Consider the following 22,206-nt stretch of genomic DNA (forward strand, 5'->3'; position numbering starts at 1 on the left):
CCTGAAGCCCTCCCCCGAAGGGGAGGGTCAGACCTGTTACCGGCCGAGCAGCCCGCGCGCCTGCCCCGCAATGTGCGACAGCATCGCGCCATTGGGATTGGGGATGGTGCGCGCGCGGTCGACCGTCGTGCGGAATTGCGCGACGCGCGGTGCGTTCGCTTCCAGCCATTTGCTGACCCCGGTATCGAGATCGCCCTTGGGCAACCCCGCGAGGAAGCTCAGCCGCATCTGCTGGAAATCGCGCGCCAGGCTGTTGACGAGCAGGCGTTCCCATGGATCGGCGGGGCTCATGTGCGCCGCCAGCGTCTGCGCCCAGTCGAGCCCGAGCGCGTCGCCCAGATGGGTGAAGGCCCGCGTCACCCCGACCTCGTCGTCGCCGCGACGTTCGGCAAGGTCGACGATTCCGATCGCGCCGTCGGTCTTGAACAAGCGGACGACCGCCGCGGTCAGCGCCTCGGGCGCGCCGGCATCGAGCAGCTGCTGCGCCAGCGCGTCCCACTGACGCCGCACTGACGCGCTGAGCAGCGTGTCGACGGTCGCGGTCAGGCGGTCGACGCCGGGTTCGAGCCGCGCAACGAGCGCGCCCGGCTGCGCCAGGCCGGGGCTGACGCGGAGCAGGTCGGCCATCTGCGATGCCATCGCCGAGGCGGCCTGGCTGAACAGCGACAAGCGGATGGATTCGTTGATCCCTGCGCTGTCGAGCGAAGCCCACAGCCCCTTCATATCCAGCAAGCGTTCGACGGCGACGAATGCCGCCGCGACCTCACCGAGCGAGCAGCCCTCTTCTTCGACCAGTTCGAGCGGGTGGACGATGCCCATGCGGTTGACGATGCGGTTCGCAAGCTTGGTCGCAATGATCTCGCGGCGCAGCTGGTGATCGGCGATCGCGCCGGCGAAATCGTGCTGCATCTCGGCCGGGAAGGCCGCGGCAAGATCGCTCGCCAGAGCGGGATCGTCGGGCAGCGCGCTCGCTTCGATCGCATCCTGCAGCGCCAGTTTCGCAGTCGACAGCAGCACGGCGAGTTCGGGCCGCGTCAGCCCGCCCCCTTCGGCCGAGCGGCGCAGCAGCTCGTCGTTCGCCGCCAGCCCTTCGACCTTGCGGTCGAGCCGGCCCGATGCCTCGAACGTCTCCATGATCCGCACCAGCGACGGCACCGCGGCGGCGCCGCCCTTTTCGGCGATCGACAGCGCGAGTGCCTGCAGCCGGTTGTCCTCGAGCACCAGCGCCGCGACATCGTCGGTCATGCGGACGAGCAGCGCGTCGCGATCGTCCTGGCTCAGCCGGCCTTCGGCCATCTCGCGGTTGAGCGCGATCTTGATGTTGACCTCATTATCCGAACAGTCGACGCCGGCGCTGTTGTCGATGAAGTCGGTGTTGATGCGCCCGCCCTTCGCCGCAAAGGCGATACGTGCGGCCTGCGTGACGCCCAGATTGGCGCCCTCACCCACCGCGCGGACGCGCAGATCCTCGGCATCGACGCGCAGCGCGTCATTGGCGGGATCGCCGACCTCGGCATTGTTCTGGCTCGCGGCCTTCACATAAGTGCCGATGCCGCCAAACCACAGCAGATCGGCGGGCGCGCGCAGAATAGCGGAGATCAGCCCGGCGGGGTCGATTTCGGCAACCGACAGGCCCAGTAGCGCCTGCACCTCGGGGGTCAGCGGGATGCTCTTCTGGCTGCGCGCGAAAACGCCGCCGCCCTTCGAGATCAGCTTCTTGTCATAATCGTCCCAGCTCGACCGCGGCAGTTTGAACATGCGGTCGCGTTCTTTCCAGCTCTTGGCCGGATCGGGGTCGGGATCGAGGAAGATGTGGCGATGGTCGAAGGCCGCGCACAGCCTGATCGCCTTGGACAGCAGCATGCCGTTGCCGAACACGTCGCCCGACATGTCGCCGCAACCGACGACACGGATCGTGTCGGTCTGCACGTCGATGCCCATTTCGGCGAAGTGACGCTGGACCGAAACCCACGCGCCCTTGGCGGTGATGCCCATCGCCTTATGGTCATAGCCTTTCGACCCGCCGCTCGCGAACGCATCGCCGAGCCAGAAGTCGCGCTCCATCGCAAGACCGTTGGCGACGTCGGAGAAGGTCGCGGTGCCCTTGTCGGCGGCGACCACGAAATAGGGGTCTTCGCCATCGCGGATCACGACGCCCTTGGGGTGCACCACCTTGCCGCCGACGATATTGTCGGTGATCGACAACAGCGACCTGATGAAGATGCGATAGCATTCGGTGCCTTCGGCGAACCAGGCGTCGCGATCCTCGGCCGGGCTCGGCAACTGCTTGGGATAGAAGCCGCCCTTCGCGCCGGTCGGGACGATGACGGCGTTCTTGACGCGCTGCGCCTTCATCAGCCCCAGAATTTCGGTACGGAAGTCGTCGCGCCGGTCGGACCAGCGCAGGCCGCCGCGCGCGACCGGGCCGGCGCGCAGATGGATGCCCTCGACGCGCGGGCTGTACACCCACACCTCGCGCCAAGGCAGCGGCTTGGGCAGGCCCGGAACCAGACTCGAATCGATCTTGAACGCCAGCGCCTCGGCGGCGGCGGGCGCAAAGGCGTTGGTACGCAGCGTCGCGCCGATCACCGCATGGAACAGGCGCAGGATGCGGTCGTCGTCGATCGACTGGATCGCCGCAAAGCCGGTCTGGATTTCGGCGGCAAGCGCTTCGGCGCGCGCGGCATCCTTTGCCTTGGGGTCGTGGAGCGCACGGAAGCGATCGACCAGCGCGGCGGTCAGCGCCGGGGCGCCGCGCAGCGCCGCCACCACCGTATCCATGCCATAGCTCGATCCGCCCTGGCGCATGTAGCGGAACCAGGCGCGCAGCCACACAATCGCCTGCGGATCGGTCTGCGTCACCAGCACGAGCTGGTTGAAGGCGTCGTTTTCGGCCTTGCCATCGAGCACCGCAGCAATCGCGCCTTCGATCGTCTCGACATGCGGCATCAGCGCGGTTTCGTCGACATTGGCGGGCAGGCGCAGCGAGAAATCGTGGATGAAGGTTGCCTCGGCATCGCCCTCACCGCCGCCATGGACGTGCAACTCGGTCGGGATTTCCTCGAGCACCTCGAATCCGAAATGTTCGAGCGCCGGAACCACGTCCGACAGCGCGAGCGGTCCGGCCGCGCTATAGACTTTCAGCCGCAGCCGGTCGTCGCCGTCGAGGCTCTTTTTCGCCAGCCGCACATTGCGCGGGCGGTCGGCATCAAGGTCGCGGAGACGCAATATATCGCGCGCCGCCTCTTCGGGATTATAGAGATTGCGGTAATTGGCCGGAAACAGCGATGCGAACCGCGCCGCGAGCGCCGCGGCGCGGCCCGGATCGCCGCGGCGCGCCAGCGCGCCCTCGACCTCGGGCTGCCAGCCGCGCACCATCTGCTCCAGCTGCGCATTCAGCGCGTCAGTATCGGGGACGATGCCGCCGCCGCGCAGGTCGAGCGTGTAGCGCAGCAAGGCAGCGCCGCCGTCTTCGAGCGCCATCGTCCAGCCGATGACACCCGCCTTGGCCTCGCGCACCAACAGCGATTCGATCGCCAGCCGGCGTCCCGTCGACACCTCGTCGCGCGGCAGCCAGACGAAGGTGAAGAGATGGCGGCCGAGCGGGCTGCGTATCATCACCAGCTTCGGGCGCGGGCGATCGGTAATCGACATCGAGGTGAGCACCAGCTCCTCGAGCGATTCGGCGTCGAACGCGATCAGCAGGTCGTGGGGCAGCGCGGTCAGCGCATGCGCGAGCGCCTTGCCCGCGTGGCCGCCGGGATCGAAACCGAATTTGGCCATCAGCGCCTCGAGTTGCGCGCGCAGCACGGGCACCTTGGCGGGCGGCGTCGACAGCGCGGCGCTGGTCCAAAGGCCCGCGTGGATCGACAGGCGCTCGACCGTCTTGCCCTTCATCTCGGGAACGACGACCAAGTCGAGCAGCACGCGGCGATGCACCGACGACAGGCGGTTCGACTTGATGAGCAGCGGCGCCGTGCGACCCTTTTCGAACCAGGCGAAGGCCGCTTCGAGTGCGGTTTCGGACAGGATTTCGCTCGTCCCCGCGGCACAGATACCCAGCGGGTCGTGGCGCTTGCCGTCGCGCGTGCGCCATTCGTGGCCAAGCTGCGTCATCGCGCCGCTTTCGAACCAGCGCAGCAGCTCGGCGCCATCGCCGTCGGCGCGCATCGTCGAATCGGCGAGCATCGCGGCGCGCATCGCCTTCCAGTCGGCGACCGCGGCGCGCACATCGGCGAGCGAGGCTTCGAGCGCATCGAGCAGACGGCGCCGGGCGCGCGCGTCGCCGCGTTCGAGTTCCATATAGATGACCGACTCGCGCGCGCCGTCCTTGCCGGCGTCGACCGCGGTCAGATGATTTTTCGCGTCGCGCTCGACCGACACCACCGGGTGGAGAATGCGGTGCACGGCAAGGCCCTGTGCGCCCGCGATCTGCGAGGTCGAATCGACGAGGAAGGGCATGTCGTCGTTGACGACGACCAGGCGCATCCGGCGGTCGGTGCCGTCGGCCGCCACCGGTTCGAGCAGGAACGACGGTTGGCCCGGCGCGCGGTCGAGCGACGCGCGCGCGGCGAATTCGCCCGCTTCGGCGAGCGCCTTGGCATCGAGGTCGTCGCTCTCGCCGGGCAGCGCGCTGCCCTGCAAGGCGGCCTGATAGGCCTTGGCGAATTTCGCAGGAACTTGCGCCGCCGACGACGTGCCGGCTGCGGTGTCTTCAGTCGATTTTTCAGGCATAGGGTTGCAGCATCCCGGACCAAGTTGAAGCGAGCATCCGCCGGGGGGACGGCGGCGCCTTGCGCTACGGCTCCCTATGCGCCCGCGCCGCGAAAGGCTCAAGACCCCCCGCGCATGCCGCGCAAAATTATTTCAACTTTTGGATTGTCTGTTACGCTATGCGGGTCAATCGGCCGGGGTGATCGCGATTGCCTTCTTCGCCAGCTTCGCAACGAGCGCCGGATCGTCGGCCGCCTTGGCGACGATGCCGATATGTCCGCCGGGCATCGCGCGCGCAATCAGCACCACGAATTCGGCATCGCCCGCATCATGTTCCAGGATCAGCGCCGGGTGCGCGGTGCGCAGCGCCGCCAGTTGCTCATCGACCTTCGCCGCTGCATCGCCCGCGGGCTTGCGGCGCGCGCGCACATCCTTGACCAGACCCTTGAGCCCGCCCGGATAGCGGTCGAGATAGGCAGGAAGCGACCCGCGCTCCAGCCCCGCGTCCTTCGCATGGCCGAGTACGCAGGCATATTCGGCGAGGCGCGTCTTGTCGTAGGAGGCGCCGAACACCAGCTTGACGACTGGCGTCATCGGCGCACGCTCCTGCGCCTGCAGCCCCGCATCCTCGAGCAATTCGGCAAAGGCGTCGGGCTGCGCTTCGGCGGCGAGGGCGAAATCCCACGCCTTGCCGACCGCCTGATAGAGCGCGCTGCGGCTGCGGCTGTCGGCCGCCATCGCGCGTTCGGCGGTCTCGCGCGCCAGGGCCAGCCAGTCGGCCAGCTCGGCATCGTCGCCCGGCCCGGCCGCGCCGTCGTCGGCAGTCTCGTCGGCGGCTTCGTCGCTTTCGGAAACCGGTACCGCGGGATCGTCGAACCGCTCGGTCAGCAGCATGGCGTCGCCGAACGCAACCGTTTCGGGCTCGGCGTCGCCAAGCGCGGCGAAACCCGGCGCCACTTCGTCGTCGATATGCTCCGAATCGGGGCCATCGGCCCACACCGGCACCGGTGCGGTCAGCGGCGCAGCGCTGCGCAGCGCCTGCTCGACCGACAGTTGCAGCTCTTCGGCCTCGTCGGCGGCGACCGCTTCCTTCCAGTTGATGACGCCCATGATGAAATCGATGGTGTCGTCGTCGGTCGAGAAGGGCAGCAGGATGCCGCGGTACATGATCGTCGCGCCGCGATCGTTGACGAACTCGGCCTCGAAGCCGATCGGCGCGCGGTTGGCGATGATCTGGAGATAATGGTCGGTCAGCCGCGACAGCAGCGACCGCCCCGGAATCTGGCTGATATAATGGACATCCTCGTCGATCTGCGATTCTTCGCGCAACCGTTCGCCGAGATAGGAGATGCCCGGATTTTCGATACCCGCGGTAAAGTCGAGCAGCACCGCATTGGGGCCGAAGTCGGCGCCGTCGAGGTCGAGATCCTCGACCGACGGATAGGCGCGGTCGGCAAGCAGCGACGCCCAATGATTATAAGCGCGCACCTGCATCCGCCGTTCGTCGACACCGACAGCCGGCGGCGCATCGATCGCGCCATCGTCCTGATCGTGGCTGCCCGAAAGCAGTCCGCGCATGCTGTCCATCATTCGTCCCCAGTCGCAAACATCGGGGATGTCATGCACCGACAGTGGTAAAAGTGGCGTAAACGATGCGCTCCGCAGCCGCCGCGCGCCGCGCCGTCAGGCGAGCGTGGTGGCGATCGGCAACCCGGCCTTCAGCGTCAGCGTGACCGGCGTACGCTCGGCGATGTCGGCCATGCGCGCGCGCTGTTCGTCGTCGAGCCCGACGATCGCCAGCGTGCGGTCGATCCGCTTCTCGTCGCGCCCCGACAGGCGCAGGCCGACCTCGACCGATTCGAGCGGCCAGCCCTTGCGGTCGGCATACATGCGCAGCGTGATCGCGGTGCAGGCGCCCAGGCTCGCGAGCAGCAGATCGTAGGGCGCCGGGCCAACCCCGCCGCCGCCGAGCGCGGGCGGCTCGTCGGCGATCAGCGCATGGCCGCCGACATCGATCTCGGTGCGATAGCGGTCCTTGCCGATTCGCGCGCTGCCCTGCGCCATGCCATCCTCCTGCATCCTGCGTCGCGCGCAGCCTATCAGATGCGCCGCCCGTTGCCAGCCACCGTGCGCGGCTGGCATAGACGGCCCCGCAGGGAGGCGAGGATGCAGACAAAAATGGGAGCGGGACCGCTGCTCGACGCGCGCGGGCAGCTCGCCGAACGCGGCTGGGCGACCGCCGAGGTGCGCCGCTACGACCGCGCGCGAATCGCGGCGGGCAAGCTGCGGATCAAGGAATGGGACTATTATTGCATCCTGACTGACGCCTTCGGCATCGCGCTGACCGTCGCGGACAATGGCTATCTGGGCTTCCTCGGCGTGTCGTGGATGGATCTGGCGGCTGGCACCGCGATCAACGATGGCGCGGTGATCCCTTGGCCGATGGGCCGCATGCGGTTGCCCGAAAGCGCCGATGCGGGCGATATCGAACAGCGCCGCGGCGGCATGCTGCTGCGCTTCCGGCACGAACCGGGCGGCCGGCGCCTGACGGTCGAGGCCCCGCATTTCGGCGGCGGACAGGGGCTCTCGGGCGAATTATGGCTCGCGCAGCCGCCGATGGACCGCATGGTGATCGCCACACCTTTCTCGGAGGCGCCAAGGGCCTTCTATTATAATCAGAAGATCAACTGCCTCGCCGCCGAGGGCGAGATTCGGGTGGGGAACACCCTCCATCGCTTCAGCCCCGACCGCGCCTTTGGCGTGCTCGACTGGGGGCGCGGCGTCTGGACCTACGACAATGTCTGGTATTGGGGATCGGCCTCGGGAATGGCGGACGGACGCCGCATCGGTTTCAACATCGGCTATGGCTTCGGCGACACGGCGGCGGCATCCGAGAATATGGTGTTCGTCGACGGCACCGCGCACAAGCTCGACCGCATCGCCTTTCATATGCCGGCGGGCGGACCCGACGCAGGGCCGTGGCGCTTCACGAGCAACGACGGACGGTTCGAAATGACGATGGACCCGATCGTCAATCGCCACCACAGCACCAACCTCGGCCTGTTCAGGACGGTGCAGGATCAGGTTTTCGGCCGCTTTTCGGGGCGCATCATCCTCGACGACGGCAGCGCGCTCGACATTGCCGGGCTCACGGGCTTTGCCGAAGAAGTGCGCAACCGCTGGTAGCTGCTCCTGTGCGCCCGCGCACAGCGATGCACACCCTTGCGCCCTATCCCCGAATGCGAGAGTATCGCGGTCCATCGGGGGAGACATCCGGGGTCGCGGTTCAGCCATTGGGTGGAGACCGACTATGACAGGGAATGACCAGCAGCCGCGCTCGATCGTCGATCGCGTCAAGAATATCTTGCTCCAGCCCGCGCGCGAGTGGGAGGTGATCGACGGCGAAGCCGAAACGATCGGCGGCCTCTATCGCCGCTATATCATCCCGCTGGCGGCGATTCCCGCGGTGGCGGGGCTGATCGGCATGCTCGCCTTCGGCTTTTCGGTAATGGGCTTCACCTATCGCCCCTCGGTCGGCTCGGCCGTCGCCTCGGCCGTCGTGCAATATGCCACGACCTTGATCGGGGTCTTCATCCTCGCGCTCATCATCGACGCGCTCGCCCCCAGCTTCGGCGCGACGCAGAACCGCGTTCAGGCGTTCAAGGTTGCGGCCTATTCGGGCACCGCGAGTTGGGTTGCGGGCATCTTCGCGATCCTGCCCGCACTATCCTGGCTGTCGCTGCTCGGCCTCTACGGCCTCTATCTCCTTTACCTCGGACTGCCCCGCCTGATGCGCGCGCCGCAGGACAAGGCGATGACGTACACGATCCTGATCGTGGTCGCGGCGATTGTCGTCGCACTCGTTATCGGCGCGATTACCGCCCCGATCACCGCGACCTTCATGCGGGGATTCTAAGCAAGAAGGCGGACCGGCGACGGAGGGGGGCGGCACGATCGCCGTCTCCCGCCGTCAGTCCGCCAGTTGCTCGAGCGCCCATCGTGCGGCATCGGCGACCATCGGCGATTCGTCGCTCGCCAGCAGCATCAGGCGTGGCCGCAAGCTGCGATCGCCGCTGTTGCCCGCCGCGATCGCGGCGTTGCGCACCATGCGGCCCCGCCCGATCCGCTTGATCGGCGATCCCGAAAAGACCTGCCGGAACCCCGCATCGTCGAGCGCGAGCAGATCGGCGAGCGCGGGCGCCGCCAGTTCGCCGCGCGGCAGAAAGGCGCGGTGCCGCGCCGCGGTGTCGGCAAACTTGTTCCACGGACACACCGCTAGGCAGTCGTCGCAGCCATAGACGCGGTTGCCGATCGCGCGCCGGAATTCGGTCGGGATCGGCCCATCATGCTCGATCGTCAGATAGGAGATGCAGCGGCGGGCATCGACGCGATAGGGCGCCGGAAAGGCCGCAGTCGGGCAGGCCTGCTGACAGGCGGTGCAACTGCCGCACCGATCGCGCCCCGGAACCGACGGCGCCAGATCGAGCGTCGTGTAGATCGCGCCCAGAAACAGCCAGCTGCCATGCTCGCGGCTGACCATATTGCTGTGCTTGCCCTGCCAGCCAAGCCCGGCGGCGGCGGCGAGCGGCTTTTCCATCACCGGCGCGGTGTCGACAAAGACCTTCACTTCCGCCCCCGGCGCCTCGGCGACGAGCCAGCGCGCGACATGCTTCAGCGCCTTTTTCACGATGTCATGATAATCGGCCCCTTGCGCATAGACCGAGATGCGGCCGCGGTCGGGCGCCCCCGCGAGCGCCAGCGGATCGGTGCCGGGGGCGTAGCTCATGCCGAGCGCGATCACCGACCGCACCTCGGGCCACAGCCCTTGCGGCGATCCGCGTTGTTCGGCGCGGCTTTCCATCCAGATCATGTCGCCATGGCATCCCTCGGCGAGCCATTGCCTCAGCCGCGCCGCGGTTTGCGGTGCCGCGTCGGCGTGCGCGATGCCGAACGCCGCGAAGCCATACGCGCGCGCGGTGGCCGCGAGCCGCTCTTCGATCGGGGGCAAGGCATTGGAAAGCATTGCGCCCCTATACGACAGGCGGCGGGCCGTGCCATAGAGCGATGATACAGTGATGATATGCGGGCCGATTCAGCGAGCGGGGACCAGCGTTTGACCGATTATTGCGTGGAGGCGCGCGGCCTCACCAAATATTTCGACGAATTCAAGGCGGTCGATCATGTCGACCTCGAGGTGCCGGTCGGCAGCATCTATGGCGTTCTCGGTCCCAATGGCGCGGGCAAGACCACCAGCCTGCGCATGACGCTGGGCATCATCGATCCCGACGAGGGGACGAGCCGCCTGTTCGGCAGCCACAAGCCGCAATCGGTGCGCCACCGCATCGGCTATCTGCCCGAAGAACGCGGCCTCTATCCCGGCATGAAGGCGCGCGAGGCGATCGCTTTCATGGGCGCGCTGCGCGGACTCGACTGGGGCGAAGGCCGCCGCCGCGCCGCGACCTTCATGGCCGAACTCGGGCTCGAGCGCGTCATCGACGAAAAGATCCGCAAGATGTCGAAGGGTATGGCCCAGATGGTCCAGCTCATCGGCTCGATCGTCCATGCTCCCGACCTGATCGTGCTCGACGAACCCTTTTCGGGACTCGACCCGGTCAATCAGGAGCGGCTTGAAACGCTCGTGCGGCGCGAACGCGATCGCGGCGCGACGATCCTTTTCTCCACCCATGTCATGGCGCATGCCGAGCGACTGTGCGACCGGCTCGCGATCATCGCGCGGTCGCAGCGCCGCTTCGAGGGCACGGTCGACGAGGCGCGCGCGCTGCTGCCGATGCAGGTGCGCTACGCGCCGCGCACCGGCGCCGACGATGGCGTGATCGCGGCGCTGCTGCCCGCCGATGCGCAGCGGCGCGGCGACGCCTGGCATTTTGCGATCGACGACGCGGGGGTCGAACCGCTGCTCGCGCGGATCACCGCAAGCGGGCATGGCGTCGCCGGCCTGTCGATCGCCCGCCCCGGCTTGCACGATGCCTTCGTCCATATCGTGCGCCAGGTCGACGCGGGCTTCGCCGCCGACGCCGCCGAAGAAGCCGCTGCGGAGGCAAGCGCATGACCCCCTTTCTGAAAAATATGGCGGTCGTCGCGCGCCGCGACTTTCTTGCGATCGTCGCGACGCCGACCTTTCTCCTCTTCCTGCTCGCGCCGCTGTTCATGCTGGGCATGAGCCTGGTCGGCGGCCTCGGCGCGTCGCAGCTCGCCGACAGCGCGCGCGGCGCAGGGCGCATCGTCGTCGTCGCCGGCGCGGGCGATGTCGCGGCGCTGCGCAGCGCCGACACGCGCTTGCGCGACGCGCTGGGCGGCCGCGGTCCCGCGACGCTCGACGTGCGGATTGCCTCGCCGAAGGGCGACGATCCGCTGGTCATCGCGCAGGAAAAGGGCGCCGACACCTATGCGGTGATGGTCGGCCCGCTCGCCGCGCCGCGCATCGTCGAACGCGAGGAGGGCAGCCGCGCGGGTCGCTATCTTGTGCTGCTCGCGGAAGAGGTGCTGCGCGACCGCGCTGCCGGCGCGGTCGCGCCGGTCGCTGCGCATTTCGAATCGATCCGCAGCGGCGGGACGAGCATAGCGGTGCAACAGTCGATGGGCTTCGGCGCGGTCTTTGCAATCTTCCTGATGACGCTGCTGCTCGCGGGGCAGACCGTCAGTTCGCTGGCAGAGGAAAAGGGCAACAAGGTCATCGAAATCCTCGCCGCCGCGGTACCGCTCGAAAGCGTCTTTCTCGGCAAGCTGCTCGGCATGCTCGGCGTCGCGGTGCTGTTTATCGCCTTCTGGCTCGCGATGGCGGCAGGCGGCGGACTGATCGCGGCAACCCAGATCGACCCGGCCACGCTCTCTGCGGCGGGCGCGGGCAAGCCGGTTGCGGCGATGCTCGCGGCGCCCGCCACCGGCTGGGGCTTCTTCGTCGGCATCTGCTTCGTCTATTTCATCATGGCTTTCCTCCTGCTCGGCGCGGTGTTCCTCGGTGTCGGCGCGCAGGCGGGAACGGTGCGCGAAATCCAGATGCTCAGCCTGCCGATCACCATCTTTCAGGTCGGCATGTTCAGCCTCTCTTCGGCCGCCGCGAGCGCGCCGGGCAGCCCGCTCGCGCGCTTCGCCGAGATCTTTCCCTTTTCGTCGCCCTTCGCGATGGCGGCGCGCGCCGCGACCGACGATGCGAAGGCCGTCCATCTGCTTGCGCTCGGCTGGCAGCTGCTCTGGGTCGCGCTCGTCATCTTCCTGTCGGTCCGGATGTTCCGCGCCGGGGTGCTGAGCGGCAAGGCGGGCTGGAAATTCTGGAAGCGGCGGCAGCGCGCGTGACGCCCCGAGGGTCCCGCTCGTTTCTAGGGTAATCGCCCCAAAGTCTCATTGACAAAACTGTAAATAGTGGCATTCTGCAACCCAATCGGCCGCGCCCGACGGCCTTGAGAGGAGCTGCCCCTAATGGCCACCCAAATTCGCGTCGAACCCGAAACCATCAATCCGCTCGACGTCAGCCGCGCCGATATGTGGCGCGAGGATCGCTGGCAGCAACCGATGGCGCAGCTGCGCGCCGAATCGCCGATCTATTACTGCGACGATTCGAAATTCGGTCCCTATTGGTCGGTAACGACCTACAAGCCGATCCAGCATATCGAGGCGCTGCCCAAGATCTTCTCCTCCTCGTGGGAATATGGCGGCATCACCGTCGCGGGCGACGGTATCGAACATCTGCAGGAGGGCGAAATCCCGATGCCGATGTTCATCGCGATGGACCCGCCGCAGCACACCGCGCAGCGCCGCACCGTCGCCCCGGCTTTCGGTCCCTCCGAAATCGAACGGATGCGCGCCGACACGCTGCGCCGGACGAGCGAAGTGCTCGATTCGCTGCCCATCGGCGAAACGTTCGACTGGGTCGAAAAACTGTCGATCGAACTAACGACGCAGATGCTCGCCATCCTGTTCGACTTTCCCTTTGAAGAACGCCACAAATTGACCGCCTGGTCCGACGCGCTCGGCGACATCGAAAGCTTCAACACCCTCGAAGAACGCCAGGCCCGCCTTGCAATCGCGTTCGAAATGGGCGCCGCGTTCAAGGAATTGTGGGACCGCAAGGCGCAGAACCCCGGCACGCACGACCTGATTTCGATCATGCTCCAGTCGGATGCGATGAGCCACATGAGCCATGAGGAATTCATGGGCAACCTCATCCTGCTGATCGTCGGCGGCAATGACACGACGCGCAATTCGATGTCGGCCTACGCCTATGGCCTCCATCTTTTCCCCGAGGAGCGCGCGAAGCTGGAGGCGAATCACGATCCCGAACTCGCGGTCAACGCGATGCACGAGATCATCCGCTGGCAGACCCCGCTGGCGCACATGCGCCGTACCGCCACCGAAGACACCGAATTGTTCGGGCACCAGATCAAGAAGCGCGACAAGATCGCGCTGTGGTATGCGTCGGCGAACCGCGACGAGAGCATCTTCCCCGACGGCGACCGGATCATCGTCGATCGCGAAAATGCGCGGCGTCACCTCGCCTTCGGTTACGGCATCCACCGCTGCGTCGGCGCACGCGTCGCCGAGCTTCAGCTTACCGCGCTGATCTCCGAAATGCAGCGGCGGCGGCTGCGCGTGAATGTGGTCGGCGAACCCGACCGGGTGAACGCCTGCTTCGTTCACGGCTATCGCCACCTGCCCGTGGTGCTCGAGAAATATTGACGCGGCACTGAAACCGGGAGCAGACCGGCATCGTATCTAGAAGGCAGAGGAGCCTGCCATGATCGAACGTCGTTATCTGCTTTCGGGCCTCGCCTTGGGCGGCGCGATGATCGCCGCGCCGATGCTGTTCGCCAAGCCCGGCAAGCGCCCGCTGGCGCAGCCGGGTTGGCGCCTGTCCGATGCCGAGTGGAAAAAGCGCCTCACCGCGACGCAATATGCGGTGCTGCGCGAGGCCGCGACCGAACGGCCTTTCACCAGCCCGCTCAACAAGGAGCATCGCGCCGGCACCTTTGCCTGCGCGGGCTGCGCGCTGCCGCTGTATTCGAGCAAGACCAAATATGACAGCGGCACCGGCCGGCCAAGTTTCTGGGCGCCGCTGCCCGGCGCGATCGCGACGTCGGTCGACCATGAACTCGGCTATCCGCGGACCGAGGTGCATTGCCGGCGCTGCGGCGGCCACCTGGGCCATGTCTTCGACGATGGGCCAAAGCCGACCGGCAAGCGCTATTGCATGAACGGCGCCGCGCTCCGCTTCGTCCCCGCCTGACCGCGCTCCGTCTCGCGGATGCCCCAATGAAAAGGCCCGGCGGATCGCTCCGCCGGGCCTTTGCCGTTCCGATGCGCCGCCGCTTAGTCGCGGCTGCCCATCAGGTTGAGCAGGAAGGTGAACATGTTCACGAAGTCGAGGTAGAGCGTCAGCGCGCCCATCACCACCGACTTGCCGACGAAGTCGGTGCCGCGGACATAGAAGTACATGCTCTTGATCTTCTGCGTGTCGTAGGCGGTGAGGCCGGCGAACAGCAGCACACCGATCACGCTGATCGCGAGGTTGAGCGCGGTCGACTGCACGAACAGGTTGATCAGCATCGCGACGAGGATGCCGACGACGCCCATGATCAGGAAGGTGCCGAAACCCGACAGATCCTTCTTGGTCGTATAGCCATAGAGGCTGAGACCGAGGAAGGCCGCTGCGGTCGCGAAGAAGGTCGTCGCGATCGAGGTCTGGGTGAAGGCGAGGAAGATCGTCGACATCGACAGACCCATGATCGCCGCATAGCCCCAGAACAGCGCCTGTGCCGCGCCGGTCGACAGCTTGTTGATCCCGAAGCTGAGCACCATCACGAAAGCGAGCGGTGCAAGCATGACAACCCACATCAGCGGGCTGCCGATCAGCGACAGGGTGAAACCCGTCGAATAGGCGAGCATCGCGACGATGCCGGTAAGCAGCACGCCCGAGCCCATATAGTTATAGACCGACAGCATGTACGACCGCAGGCCGGCATCGACGGCCTGATCCATCGCGCTCGCGCTGCCAGGAAAGCCGGACGCCGCCATATTGGGGTCGTTCCAATTAGCCATTTTCAAATCTCCATCACCGGCCAGCCCATACCGGCCGTACTGCCAATATCAGTATTTTCGCCCTCCGTTTCAAGCGAAACCGGTCCGGGCGCCTTCGGCGCTGTCGCGCGCGGTGCAAAGGCCCTATGACGAGCGCACCATGTCGACCCACCGCCTGTTCGTAGCCCTGCGGCCGCCGCGGCCGATTCGCGCCCGGCTGATCGCCGCGATGCACGGCATTTCTGGCGCACGCTGGCAGGATGACGACCAGCTTCACCTGACCTTGCGCTTCATCGGTGAAGTCGACCGCCATCGCGCAGAGGACATCGCCGCGGCGCTCGGCGCCCTGCACGCCCCCGCCATCGCCGCGCGCATCGCGGGGGTCAGCCTGTTCGAGCGGCACGGGCGGCCCCATATGGTATGGGCTGGGGTTGAACCCGCCGAACCGGTCGCGGCACTGCACCGCAAGGTCGACCAATTGCTGATGCGCGTCGGGATCGAGAAGGAGACGCGCGCCTTTCTGCCGCACGTCACGCTGGCGCGGCTCAATCGCGGATCGGGGCCGGTGGCGCCCTTTCTGGCCCTGAACGGCGATCTGGCGACGCCCGACTTCGTCTTCGGCCATGTCACCCTCTACGAAAGTGAGCTTGGCCATGGCGGATCGCGCTATCACCCGATCGCTCGCTATCCGCTCGACGACCCGGTCGCGGCAACCAGCGCGGCGGCGACCGCGCTGACATCGGCCCAGGTTTCGGCAAAGCCGTCGTCGGCGCCATAATAGGGATCGGTCACGCTCTCGCCCGCCCGTCCGGGTACGAGATCGAGCATCAGCATCAGCCGCGCCGTCGCGTCCGCCGGGGCGAGCGCACGCGCGGTCCGCAGATTGTCGGCGTCCGCCGCCAGGATCAGATCGAAGCGGTGAAAGTCGCCGCGCACGAGTTGGCGCGCGCGCAGATCGCCGATATCGACGTCATGCCGCCGCGCTTCCGCCTGCGCGCGGGCGTCGGGCGGGTGGCCGACATGCCAGTCGCCAGTCCCCGCAGAATCGAGCCGCACCGCGATTCCGGCGTCGGCAAAGGCGGCGCGCGCCGCGCCCTCCGCCAGCGGCGAGCGGCAGATATTGCCGAGACAGAGAAAAAGGATGGCGGGCGCATCGCCCCGGTCGTCGGTCATGTCATATCCTTCGTCACGAAGTTGAACCGGTTTTCAACTTGCGCTGTCCGGCGGCTCTGCTAGCCATGGCGACCAACGATAATGACTGAGGGAGCGCGGTGCCAGATGGCTGAGACGAGCAACGATCCGGGGACAGGCGTCGAAAGTGCGGAGACCGAACCGCGCGCGACGGGATACAGCTGGTATGTCCTCGGCGTCCTCGTCGTCGTTTATATCCTCAACTTCATCGACCGCCAGATCGTCAGCATCCTTGCGGTCGACATCAAGGCCGACCTCGGCCTGACCGACGCCGACATGGGCTTCCTTGGCGGTGCCGCCTTCGCGGTCTTCTATGCGCTGTTCGGCATCCCACTCGGACGCCTCGCGGACAATTGGAACCGCGTGAAGCTGCTGTCGATCGGCCTCGCACTCTGGTCGACGATGACCGCCCTGTCGGGGTTCGCACGCAATCAGGTGACGCTGACCTTTGCCCGCATGGGCGTCGGCGTCGGCGAAGCGACCGCCAGCCCGACCGCCTATTCGCTGATCTCCGACTATTTCCCCAAGCGGCAGAAGGCGACCGCGCTCGCCATCTATTCGTCGGGGCTCTACCTTGGCGGCGGCGTGTCGCTGTTCATCGGCGCCTCGATCGTCGAGGCGTGGAACCGCACCTGGCCGAACGGCGGGCCGATGGGGCTGGTCGGCTGGCACGGCGCCTTTCTGGCCGTCGGCATTCCCGGCCTGCTCGTCGCGCTGTGGGTCGCAGCGCTGCGCGAACCCGCGCGCGGCGCGATGGACGGAGTCGCGAGCCACAGTTCGCCCCATCCCTTCCGCGAATTCTTTCGCGACCTGTCGACGATCGTCCCGCCCTTCACCCTTTTCGGCGCTGCACAGCGCGGCACGACCGCGCTGGCGGTAAACATCGGCTTCGCCGCCGCGATCGCCGCCTTTGCGTGGTGGATGATTCGCCTGACGGGCAATTTCCCGCAATGGTCGGCGGTCGGGCTTGGCTATTATGCTGTCTTTTCATGGGCCTCGACGCTGCGCGCGCGCGATCCCGCGACCTTCCGTCTGATCTGGGGCACGCCTGCCTTCATCTGCACAACGCTGGGTTACGGGCTGGTGAGCCTTGCCGCCTACGCCCTCGCTTTCTGGTCGCCGCCCTATGCAGAGCTTGTGCTGAAGCTGCCCAAGCAGGAACTGGCATTCATCCTCGGCGCCAATGGTGCGCTCGCAGGGTTCGTCGGGGTCATTCTGGGCGGCCGCATCGCCGACGCGCTGCGCGCGCGCAATCCGGCGGGCCGCATCCTGACGATCATCTTCGGCGTCGTCGCGCCGATCATCCCGATCTGGATCGGCTACACGACCGAAAGCAGCTTCATCTTCTACGCGATGAACTTCCTTGCCGGCATGTTCGGTGCTGCAGCGCTCGGCGCCGCCGCCGCTACGACGCAGGAGCTGGTATTGCCGCGCATGCGCGGGACGGCGACCGCCGCCTTCTTCCTTGGCACGACGCTCGTCGGTCTGTCATTTGGTCCCTATATGGTCGGACAGATTTCGGACCTCGCCGGCACGATGGTCAACGGCAAGCCGGTGGGTGACCTGCGGACGGGCATATTGTCGCTGATCGGCGTCGCGCCGATCGCGCTGGCCCTGCTGATCTATGCCTATCGCACGGTGCCGCAGGCCGAAGCGACGATTGCCGAGCGCGCGGCGAGCGCGGCGGCCTGACCGCGCCCGCGCGCGATCAGTTCGCGGCGCCGAGCTGGATCACGCCGCAGGCAACGCGGCCGCCGCTGTTGCCGCTCGGATCGGTCTTGTAATCGTCGGGACCGGCGTGGATCACGAACGCCGCGCCATCGGCGTCGAGCAGTCCGCCCTCACCCGTCAGCCGCGAACCGACGACCTGCAGCGTCGCGCGGCCGATCGTTCCCGATTCGACGACGAGGTTGGGCAGGTCGCCATGGTGCGCCCCCATCGGATTGTCACGCCCGTGCTGGGCATGGGTCGGGTTCCAGTGCGGGCCGGCGCTGCTGAAATCGGGCGGGGTGCATTGGCCGACGGCGTGCAGATGCATGCCATAGGTGCCGGGGGCAAAGCCGCGCGCGACCAGTTCAATGCGCAGGCCCGTTCCGTCCTTGTAGATATCGACGCGCCCACGGTCGGCGCCCGACGCGTCGTAAAGCTGGGCATGGGCATCGGACGGCGGCATCGTCGTCGTCGGCCCCTTCGATCCGCTGGCGCAGCCGCCAAGGGCGAGCAGCGAGGCGGCGCACAGCGCGGCGGTCATCGTCGGGCGAAAAGTGGCGGCAGGCTTCATCGATCGGCTCCCCATCATCTGGCGCGCGGTACGGCGCTTGCGGGAATCCTACGCCGCGGCGCGGCGTTCGTTCCCAGGCCGGCAGGATGCCCCGCCAAAGCCGCCGCGCCAAGCGCTTTCACGCCCGGCAAAGCAAAAGGGCCGCGGATCGCTCCGCGGCCCTTCGCTGGCGCATCGCTGATCTAGCGATCAGAAAACGCGCGCATATTGTTCGTTGCCGACGAAGCCGAGCTTGCCGACGCCGCTACGCTTCACGACCGCCATGACGCGATCGACCACGATATAGCGGGCGTAGGGGTCCGGCTGGATCTGCAGTTCGGGTTCGACCGGCAGCGCCTTCGTCTGCTCGAGATAATCCGAAAGCTGCGCCAGATCGACCGGAACGCCGTTCCACGTGACCGTCCCTGCGGGGTCGATCATGATCTTGTTCTTTTCCGGGTCGACATTGTTCTTCGAATCGGTCGGAACCGGCAGGTCGATCTTCACCGCGTGGGTCTGGACCGGAATGGTGATGATGAACATGATGAGGAGAACGAGCATGACGTCGATCAGCGGCGTCGTGTTCATTTCCATCATCGGTTCATTATCGTCCCGATCCCCAACAGCCATAGCCATGAGACTATTCCTTCATTCCTTGGCGGACCGCCTTAGAGGCGGCCCAGCGTGGCCGAACCAGGGGCAGGTTCCGAAATGAACCCGATCTTCTGGAAACCGGCATATTGCATCGTGTAGATCACACCGCCGATGCACTGGTACGGCGTGTTGATGTCGCCGCGGATATGCACTTCGGGGAAGTTCTCTTCGGTGATATTCTGGGGCCCGCCGATATCCTTGAGAAGCTTTTCAAGCTTGTCTTGGCCGCGCTTGAGCAATTCGCGCGAATCGACCGGAGCCTGGCCCCAATATACTTCGCAGCTACCGGGGGTTGCGCCCGCTCGAACCGAGATGTTCACATTCTCGGGCTTCGTCGTCGTCGGCTCAAAAGCGACGTCGGGCAGCTTGAGCTCCACCGTCTCCAACACCACGGGAACCGTGATGAGGAAGATGATGAGAAGCACAAGCATGATATCCACGAGCGGCGTCGTGTTGATGTCGGACATCGGGGCATCTTCGCCCTTTGCGCCTGCACTCATCGCCATAGGATTAGCATCCTGTCACAAAATTACTGTCATGGACCTGCGAAAAGCCTGCCGAAGCGCGCCTTTTCGCTGTCCAGCGGCCCCGCCGATCGCCTGAGCGGCCGACGGGGCGCGAGAGTCTTAGGCCTTCTTCGGCGCGGCGGCGGGCGCAGCCTTGGCGGGCGCAGCGGCAACCGCCGGCTTCACCTGGCCGCCCGACATGATCGAGCCGAGGACGTCGTTCGAGAAGGTCGACAGACGGCGGGCAATCGCCTTGTTGCGGCTCTGGAGCCAGTTGAAGGCGAGAACCGCGGGAACCGCGACGATCAGACCGATGGCGGTCATGATGAGTGCTTCGCCAACCGGGCCGGCGACGGTGTCGATCGAGGCCTGGCCCGATGCACCGATCTTCACGAGGGCGCGAAGAATACCGATAACCGTACCGAACAGGCCGACGAACGGCGCGGTCGAACCGACGGTCGCGAGGAAGGCGAGGCCGCCGTTGAGCTTCGAGTTGATGTGGTTCTGCGAACGCTCGAGCGTGCCGTGCATCCAGTCATGCGCTTCGACCGGGTCGGTCAGCTTGTTATGCTCTTCGTTGGCGCGCAGACCGTCTTCGACGACCTGACGATAGGCGCTGTTCTTTTCGAGCTTGTTCATGCCTTCGGCGAGGGTCGGCGCACGCCAGAAGTTCGCGTCGACCGCCTTGCCCTGGTTGATCACCTTATTCTGTTCGAACAGCTTGGTGAACAGGATGTACAGCGTGCCGATGAACATGATCAGCAGGACGAGGAAGGTGATCTGCGACACGATACCGCCTTCGCACAGCGCCGGGACGAGACCATAGGGGTTCTCGCCCTCTTTCTTGACGCACATCGACGCGGGCATGAGGCTCATCCCGACATCGTGGGCACCAGCCGCAGCAGCGGCGTTCGCAATCAGATTGAACATTTCGATATTCCCTCTCAAAAAATCTAAACCGGGGGTCGGCATTGCTGCCGGAAAATTCAGGAAAAGCGACGCTTAGCGATCGATCTTCCAGGTAAAGCGGCTCGACCAGCTACCCGTCGTGGGGTTGCCGTTCCGATCGACGGCCGGTGCGAATTTCGCACGGCGCATCAGCAGCTTGCACGCTGCATCGTCGAGGTCGGAATGCCCGCTGGACGATGTGACCGAACAGCCGGTGGGCCTGCCGTCGGTGCCGATGGTCAGACGGAAACCCGTTGTCCCTTCGCGTTCCTGACGCTGCGCGCTCGGCGGATAGTCGTCGTTCGTCACCCAGCGGCCCGGAGACCCCTTCGGCGACGCGCCCTTCGACATGTCGGGGGTCGGCGGCGGAGCCGGCGGCGCGGGCGGCGTATAGACCTGCGGCGGCGGCGCCGGCGGCGGCGTCGGAACCGACTGAATCTGGTTCGCGGTGCTCGGCGGCGGGATCGGCGACGGAGGCGTCACGACCGGCGGCGGCGGCGGCAGCTTGTTATCCGGCGGCGGCGGCGGCGGCGGCTCCTCCGGCGGCGGCGGCTCTTCGACGTCCACCACGTCCAATTTTTCGGCAATTTTCTTGACGATGCTGATATTCAGGCCGTTCACCAGGCCGTAGCCCAGCACTGCCGTCAGCAAGCCCACCAAGACAATTGCCACTACCCTGTTTTTAGGGTCGACATTATCACCATAAGCCATTCAGGGACGACGCTCCTTGCTAGATCATCCTGACACCAAATCCGCACCATCGGGTTCGGTTGCCAATTGCCCGGATATTTTCCGATGCGCTCCGCAGACCCGATGGCTTAGCAGCCGGCTTGTTCTGTTTATGCCGGACGCTTCACCGCTCGTCCTATCGCGGTGGCGAGAAGTTCGCAAACCCTTTATCAGCGGTTAATGTGCACTTGTCCATGATGGGCAATTGGCCGCCTTTCGAGGCAGGATAGAACAGAAGGTGGATCGAATATGCGCGCCCTCGCCCTGGCTACCGTGGCCGGCATTGCTTTGTTTACTAATTGTTTTTCAGATGCTTACGCCGAGTCTCCGACCCCCGCCGCGGTCGCCGAAAGCCCCTGGAGCTATGCCGATCTCGCCGATCTGGCGACAGTTGCCCCGATGGTGATCGAGGCGCGCGTCTACAGCGCTGCGCTGCTGAAACCTGAACGCGCACCGGGGCTCGCGGCGGGCTTTGCGCGATTCTATGTCGAGGCCGATGTGGTCAGCCTGATTCGCGGATCAGGGCCGCTGGCGGCGCGGATCAGCTATCTCGTCGACCTTCCGCTCGACGCGAAGGGAAAGCCACCGAAGCTCAAAAGGAAGCAGCCCGTGCTGCTTTTCGCCCGCCCCGTCGCGGGCGCGGCGGCGGGGAGCAGCAGCACCGGCAGCGTCCAGCTGATCGCACCCGACGCCCAATTGCCGTGGGACGCTGCAACCGAATCGCGGCTGCGCGCGATCCTGACCGAGCTGGTCAAGCCCGGCGCGCCGCCCGCGATTACCGGAATCGCCAACGGCTTCCACGTCCCCGGCACGTTGCCCGGCGAGGGCGAGACGCAGCTGTTCCTCGACACCAAGACCGGCGAGCCAGTGTCGATCACCGTCCTGACCGCCGCCGACGGATCGCGCCGCTGGTCGGCCGCCTTTGGCGAGATCGTCGACGAAAGCGCGCCGATTCCGCGCCAGAACACGCTCGGCTGGTATCGCCTCGCCTGCGGCCTGCCGCGCAGCCTGCCGCTCAGCAAGCTCGGTGGCACCGCCCCCGAAGACCGCAAGAAGGCGGCCGCCGACTATGCCGTCGTCCTCGGCGCGCTCGGCCAATGCATGCGCACCCGCACGCCGCCGCCGGGCCTCTGATCCAGCCGAATTGCCGGGCCTGCGGCAACGCGGGGCCTT

At 66.4% G+C, this 22,206-nt stretch carries 20 protein-coding genes; 9 read left to right on the forward strand and 11 right to left on the reverse strand.

Going from position 1 to position 22,206, the window contains the following annotated elements; genetic code table 11:
* Nucleotides 1-36 precede the first annotated feature (36 nt).
* The 3 genes from ATE59_RS00220 to ATE59_RS00230 form a co-directional block, all read right to left on the reverse strand.
* A complete protein-coding gene (locus tag ATE59_RS00220) occupies nt 37-4,734 on the reverse strand; it encodes an NAD-glutamate dehydrogenase (RefSeq protein WP_058810800.1) in 4,698 nt (1,565 codons plus the stop codon).
* A 165-nt stretch (nt 4,735-4,899) separates the two neighbouring features.
* A complete protein-coding gene (locus tag ATE59_RS00225) occupies nt 4,900-6,300 on the reverse strand; it encodes a PAS domain-containing protein (protein WP_058810801.1) in 1,401 nt (466 codons plus the stop codon).
* Nucleotides 6,301-6,396: 96 nt separating this feature from the next.
* Nucleotides 6,397-6,777, reverse strand: coding sequence for an OsmC family protein (locus tag ATE59_RS00230; RefSeq protein WP_058811254.1), 381 nt, complete (start codon nt 6,775-6,777; stop codon nt 6,397-6,399).
* Between the two features lie 102 nt (nt 6,778-6,879).
* Here ATE59_RS00230 and ATE59_RS00235 point away from each other — a divergent pair, with 102 nt between their 5' ends.
* Nucleotides 6,880-7,899 (forward strand): DUF2804 domain-containing protein, encoded by a 1,020-nt coding sequence (locus ATE59_RS00235; protein WP_058810802.1) that lies wholly within the window; start codon nt 6,880-6,882, stop codon nt 7,897-7,899.
* 124 nt (nt 7,900-8,023) lie between these two features.
* Nucleotides 8,024-8,629 (forward strand): Yip1 family protein, encoded by a 606-nt coding sequence (locus ATE59_RS00240; protein ID WP_058810803.1) that lies wholly within the window; start codon nt 8,024-8,026, stop codon nt 8,627-8,629.
* A 54-nt stretch (nt 8,630-8,683) separates the two neighbouring features.
* Here ATE59_RS00240 and queG read toward each other — a convergent pair whose 3' ends face one another.
* Nucleotides 8,684-9,736, reverse strand: coding sequence for a tRNA epoxyqueuosine(34) reductase QueG (gene queG, locus ATE59_RS00245; protein WP_058810804.1), 1,053 nt, complete (start codon nt 9,734-9,736; stop codon nt 8,684-8,686).
* Nucleotides 9,737-9,793: 57 nt separating this feature from the next.
* Between queG and ATE59_RS00250 the strand changes: the two genes are divergently transcribed.
* The 4 genes from ATE59_RS00250 to msrB all read left to right on the forward strand — a co-directional run bounded on the left by ATE59_RS00250 (nt 9,794) and on the right by msrB (nt 13,954).
* Nucleotides 9,794-10,783 carry an ABC transporter ATP-binding protein gene (locus tag ATE59_RS00250; RefSeq protein ID WP_058810805.1) on the forward strand — a complete coding sequence of 330 codons (990 nt, stop codon included), beginning with the start codon at nt 9,794-9,796 and terminating at the stop codon, nt 10,781-10,783.
* Nucleotides 10,780-12,027 carry an ABC transporter permease gene (locus ATE59_RS00255; RefSeq protein WP_058810806.1) on the forward strand — a complete coding sequence of 416 codons (1,248 nt, stop codon included), beginning with the start codon at nt 10,780-10,782 and terminating at the stop codon, nt 12,025-12,027. Before ATE59_RS00250 ends, ATE59_RS00255 begins: the two co-directional genes overlap by 4 nt.
* Nucleotides 12,028-12,150: 123 nt before the next feature.
* Nucleotides 12,151-13,407 carry a cytochrome P450 gene (locus ATE59_RS00260; RefSeq protein WP_058810807.1) on the forward strand — a complete coding sequence of 419 codons (1,257 nt, stop codon included), beginning with the start codon at nt 12,151-12,153 and terminating at the stop codon, nt 13,405-13,407.
* A gap of 58 nt (nt 13,408-13,465) precedes the next feature.
* Nucleotides 13,466-13,954: a peptide-methionine (R)-S-oxide reductase MsrB gene (gene msrB / locus ATE59_RS00265; RefSeq protein WP_156416674.1), complete on the forward strand. Its 489-nt coding sequence runs from the start codon at nt 13,466-13,468 to the stop codon at nt 13,952-13,954.
* A gap of 83 nt (nt 13,955-14,037) precedes the next feature.
* Here msrB and ATE59_RS00270 read toward each other — a convergent pair whose 3' ends face one another.
* Complete coding sequence (locus ATE59_RS00270; RefSeq protein ID WP_003042056.1) at nt 14,038-14,766, reverse strand: Bax inhibitor-1/YccA family protein; 729 nt, start codon at nt 14,764-14,766, stop codon at nt 14,038-14,040.
* Nucleotides 14,767-14,905: 139 nt separating this feature from the next.
* On the opposite strand from ATE59_RS00270, the gene thpR reads away from it, so the two are divergent.
* Nucleotides 14,906-15,523 (forward strand): RNA 2',3'-cyclic phosphodiesterase, encoded by a 618-nt coding sequence (thpR, locus tag ATE59_RS00275; RefSeq protein ID WP_058810808.1) that lies wholly within the window; start codon nt 14,906-14,908, stop codon nt 15,521-15,523.
* Here thpR and ATE59_RS00280 read toward each other — a convergent pair.
* A complete protein-coding gene (locus tag ATE59_RS00280) occupies nt 15,430-15,918 on the reverse strand; it encodes a low molecular weight protein-tyrosine-phosphatase (protein WP_058810809.1) in 489 nt (162 codons plus the stop codon). The genes thpR and ATE59_RS00280 overlap by 94 nt on opposite strands.
* A gap of 105 nt (nt 15,919-16,023) precedes the next feature.
* Here ATE59_RS00280 and ATE59_RS00285 point away from each other — a divergent pair, with 105 nt between their 5' ends.
* A complete protein-coding gene (locus ATE59_RS00285; RefSeq protein WP_058810810.1) occupies nt 16,024-17,628 on the forward strand; it encodes a spinster family MFS transporter in 1,605 nt (534 codons plus the stop codon).
* A 16-nt stretch (nt 17,629-17,644) separates the two neighbouring features.
* Here the strand turns inward: ATE59_RS00285 and ATE59_RS00290 are convergent, their stop codons facing one another.
* The 5 genes from ATE59_RS00290 to ATE59_RS00310 form a co-directional block, all read right to left on the reverse strand.
* Nucleotides 17,645-18,217, reverse strand: a complete 573-nt coding sequence (locus ATE59_RS00290; RefSeq protein WP_003042066.1) for a superoxide dismutase family protein — start codon at nt 18,215-18,217, stop codon at nt 17,645-17,647.
* 189 nt (nt 18,218-18,406) lie between these two features.
* Nucleotides 18,407-18,832 (reverse strand): ExbD/TolR family protein, encoded by a 426-nt coding sequence (locus ATE59_RS00295; protein ID WP_040589500.1) that lies wholly within the window; start codon nt 18,830-18,832, stop codon nt 18,407-18,409.
* 32 nt (nt 18,833-18,864) lie between these two features.
* On the reverse strand, nt 18,865-19,356 hold the full coding sequence (locus ATE59_RS00300; RefSeq protein ID WP_003042070.1) for an ExbD/TolR family protein: 492 nt from the start codon (nt 19,354-19,356) through the stop codon (nt 18,865-18,867).
* 120 nt (nt 19,357-19,476) lie between these two features.
* Nucleotides 19,477-20,232 carry a MotA/TolQ/ExbB proton channel family protein gene (locus ATE59_RS00305; RefSeq protein WP_051066368.1) on the reverse strand — a complete coding sequence of 252 codons (756 nt, stop codon included), beginning with the start codon at nt 20,230-20,232 and terminating at the stop codon, nt 19,477-19,479.
* Nucleotides 20,233-20,358: 126 nt separating this feature from the next.
* On the reverse strand, nt 20,359-21,015 hold the full coding sequence (locus ATE59_RS00310; RefSeq protein WP_040589502.1) for an energy transducer TonB: 657 nt from the start codon (nt 21,013-21,015) through the stop codon (nt 20,359-20,361).
* 267 nt (nt 21,016-21,282) lie between these two features.
* Here ATE59_RS00310 and ATE59_RS00315 point away from each other — a divergent pair, with 267 nt between their 5' ends.
* A complete protein-coding gene (locus ATE59_RS00315; protein ID WP_058810811.1) occupies nt 21,283-22,167 on the forward strand; it encodes a hypothetical protein in 885 nt (294 codons plus the stop codon).
* The last annotated feature ends 39 nt before the right edge of the window (nt 22,168-22,206 follow it).

Origin of the sequence: Sphingopyxis sp. A083 (assembly GCF_001468495.1) — a bacterium.
Taxonomy (GTDB): Bacteria; Pseudomonadota; Alphaproteobacteria; order Sphingomonadales; family Sphingomonadaceae; genus Sphingopyxis; species Sphingopyxis terrae.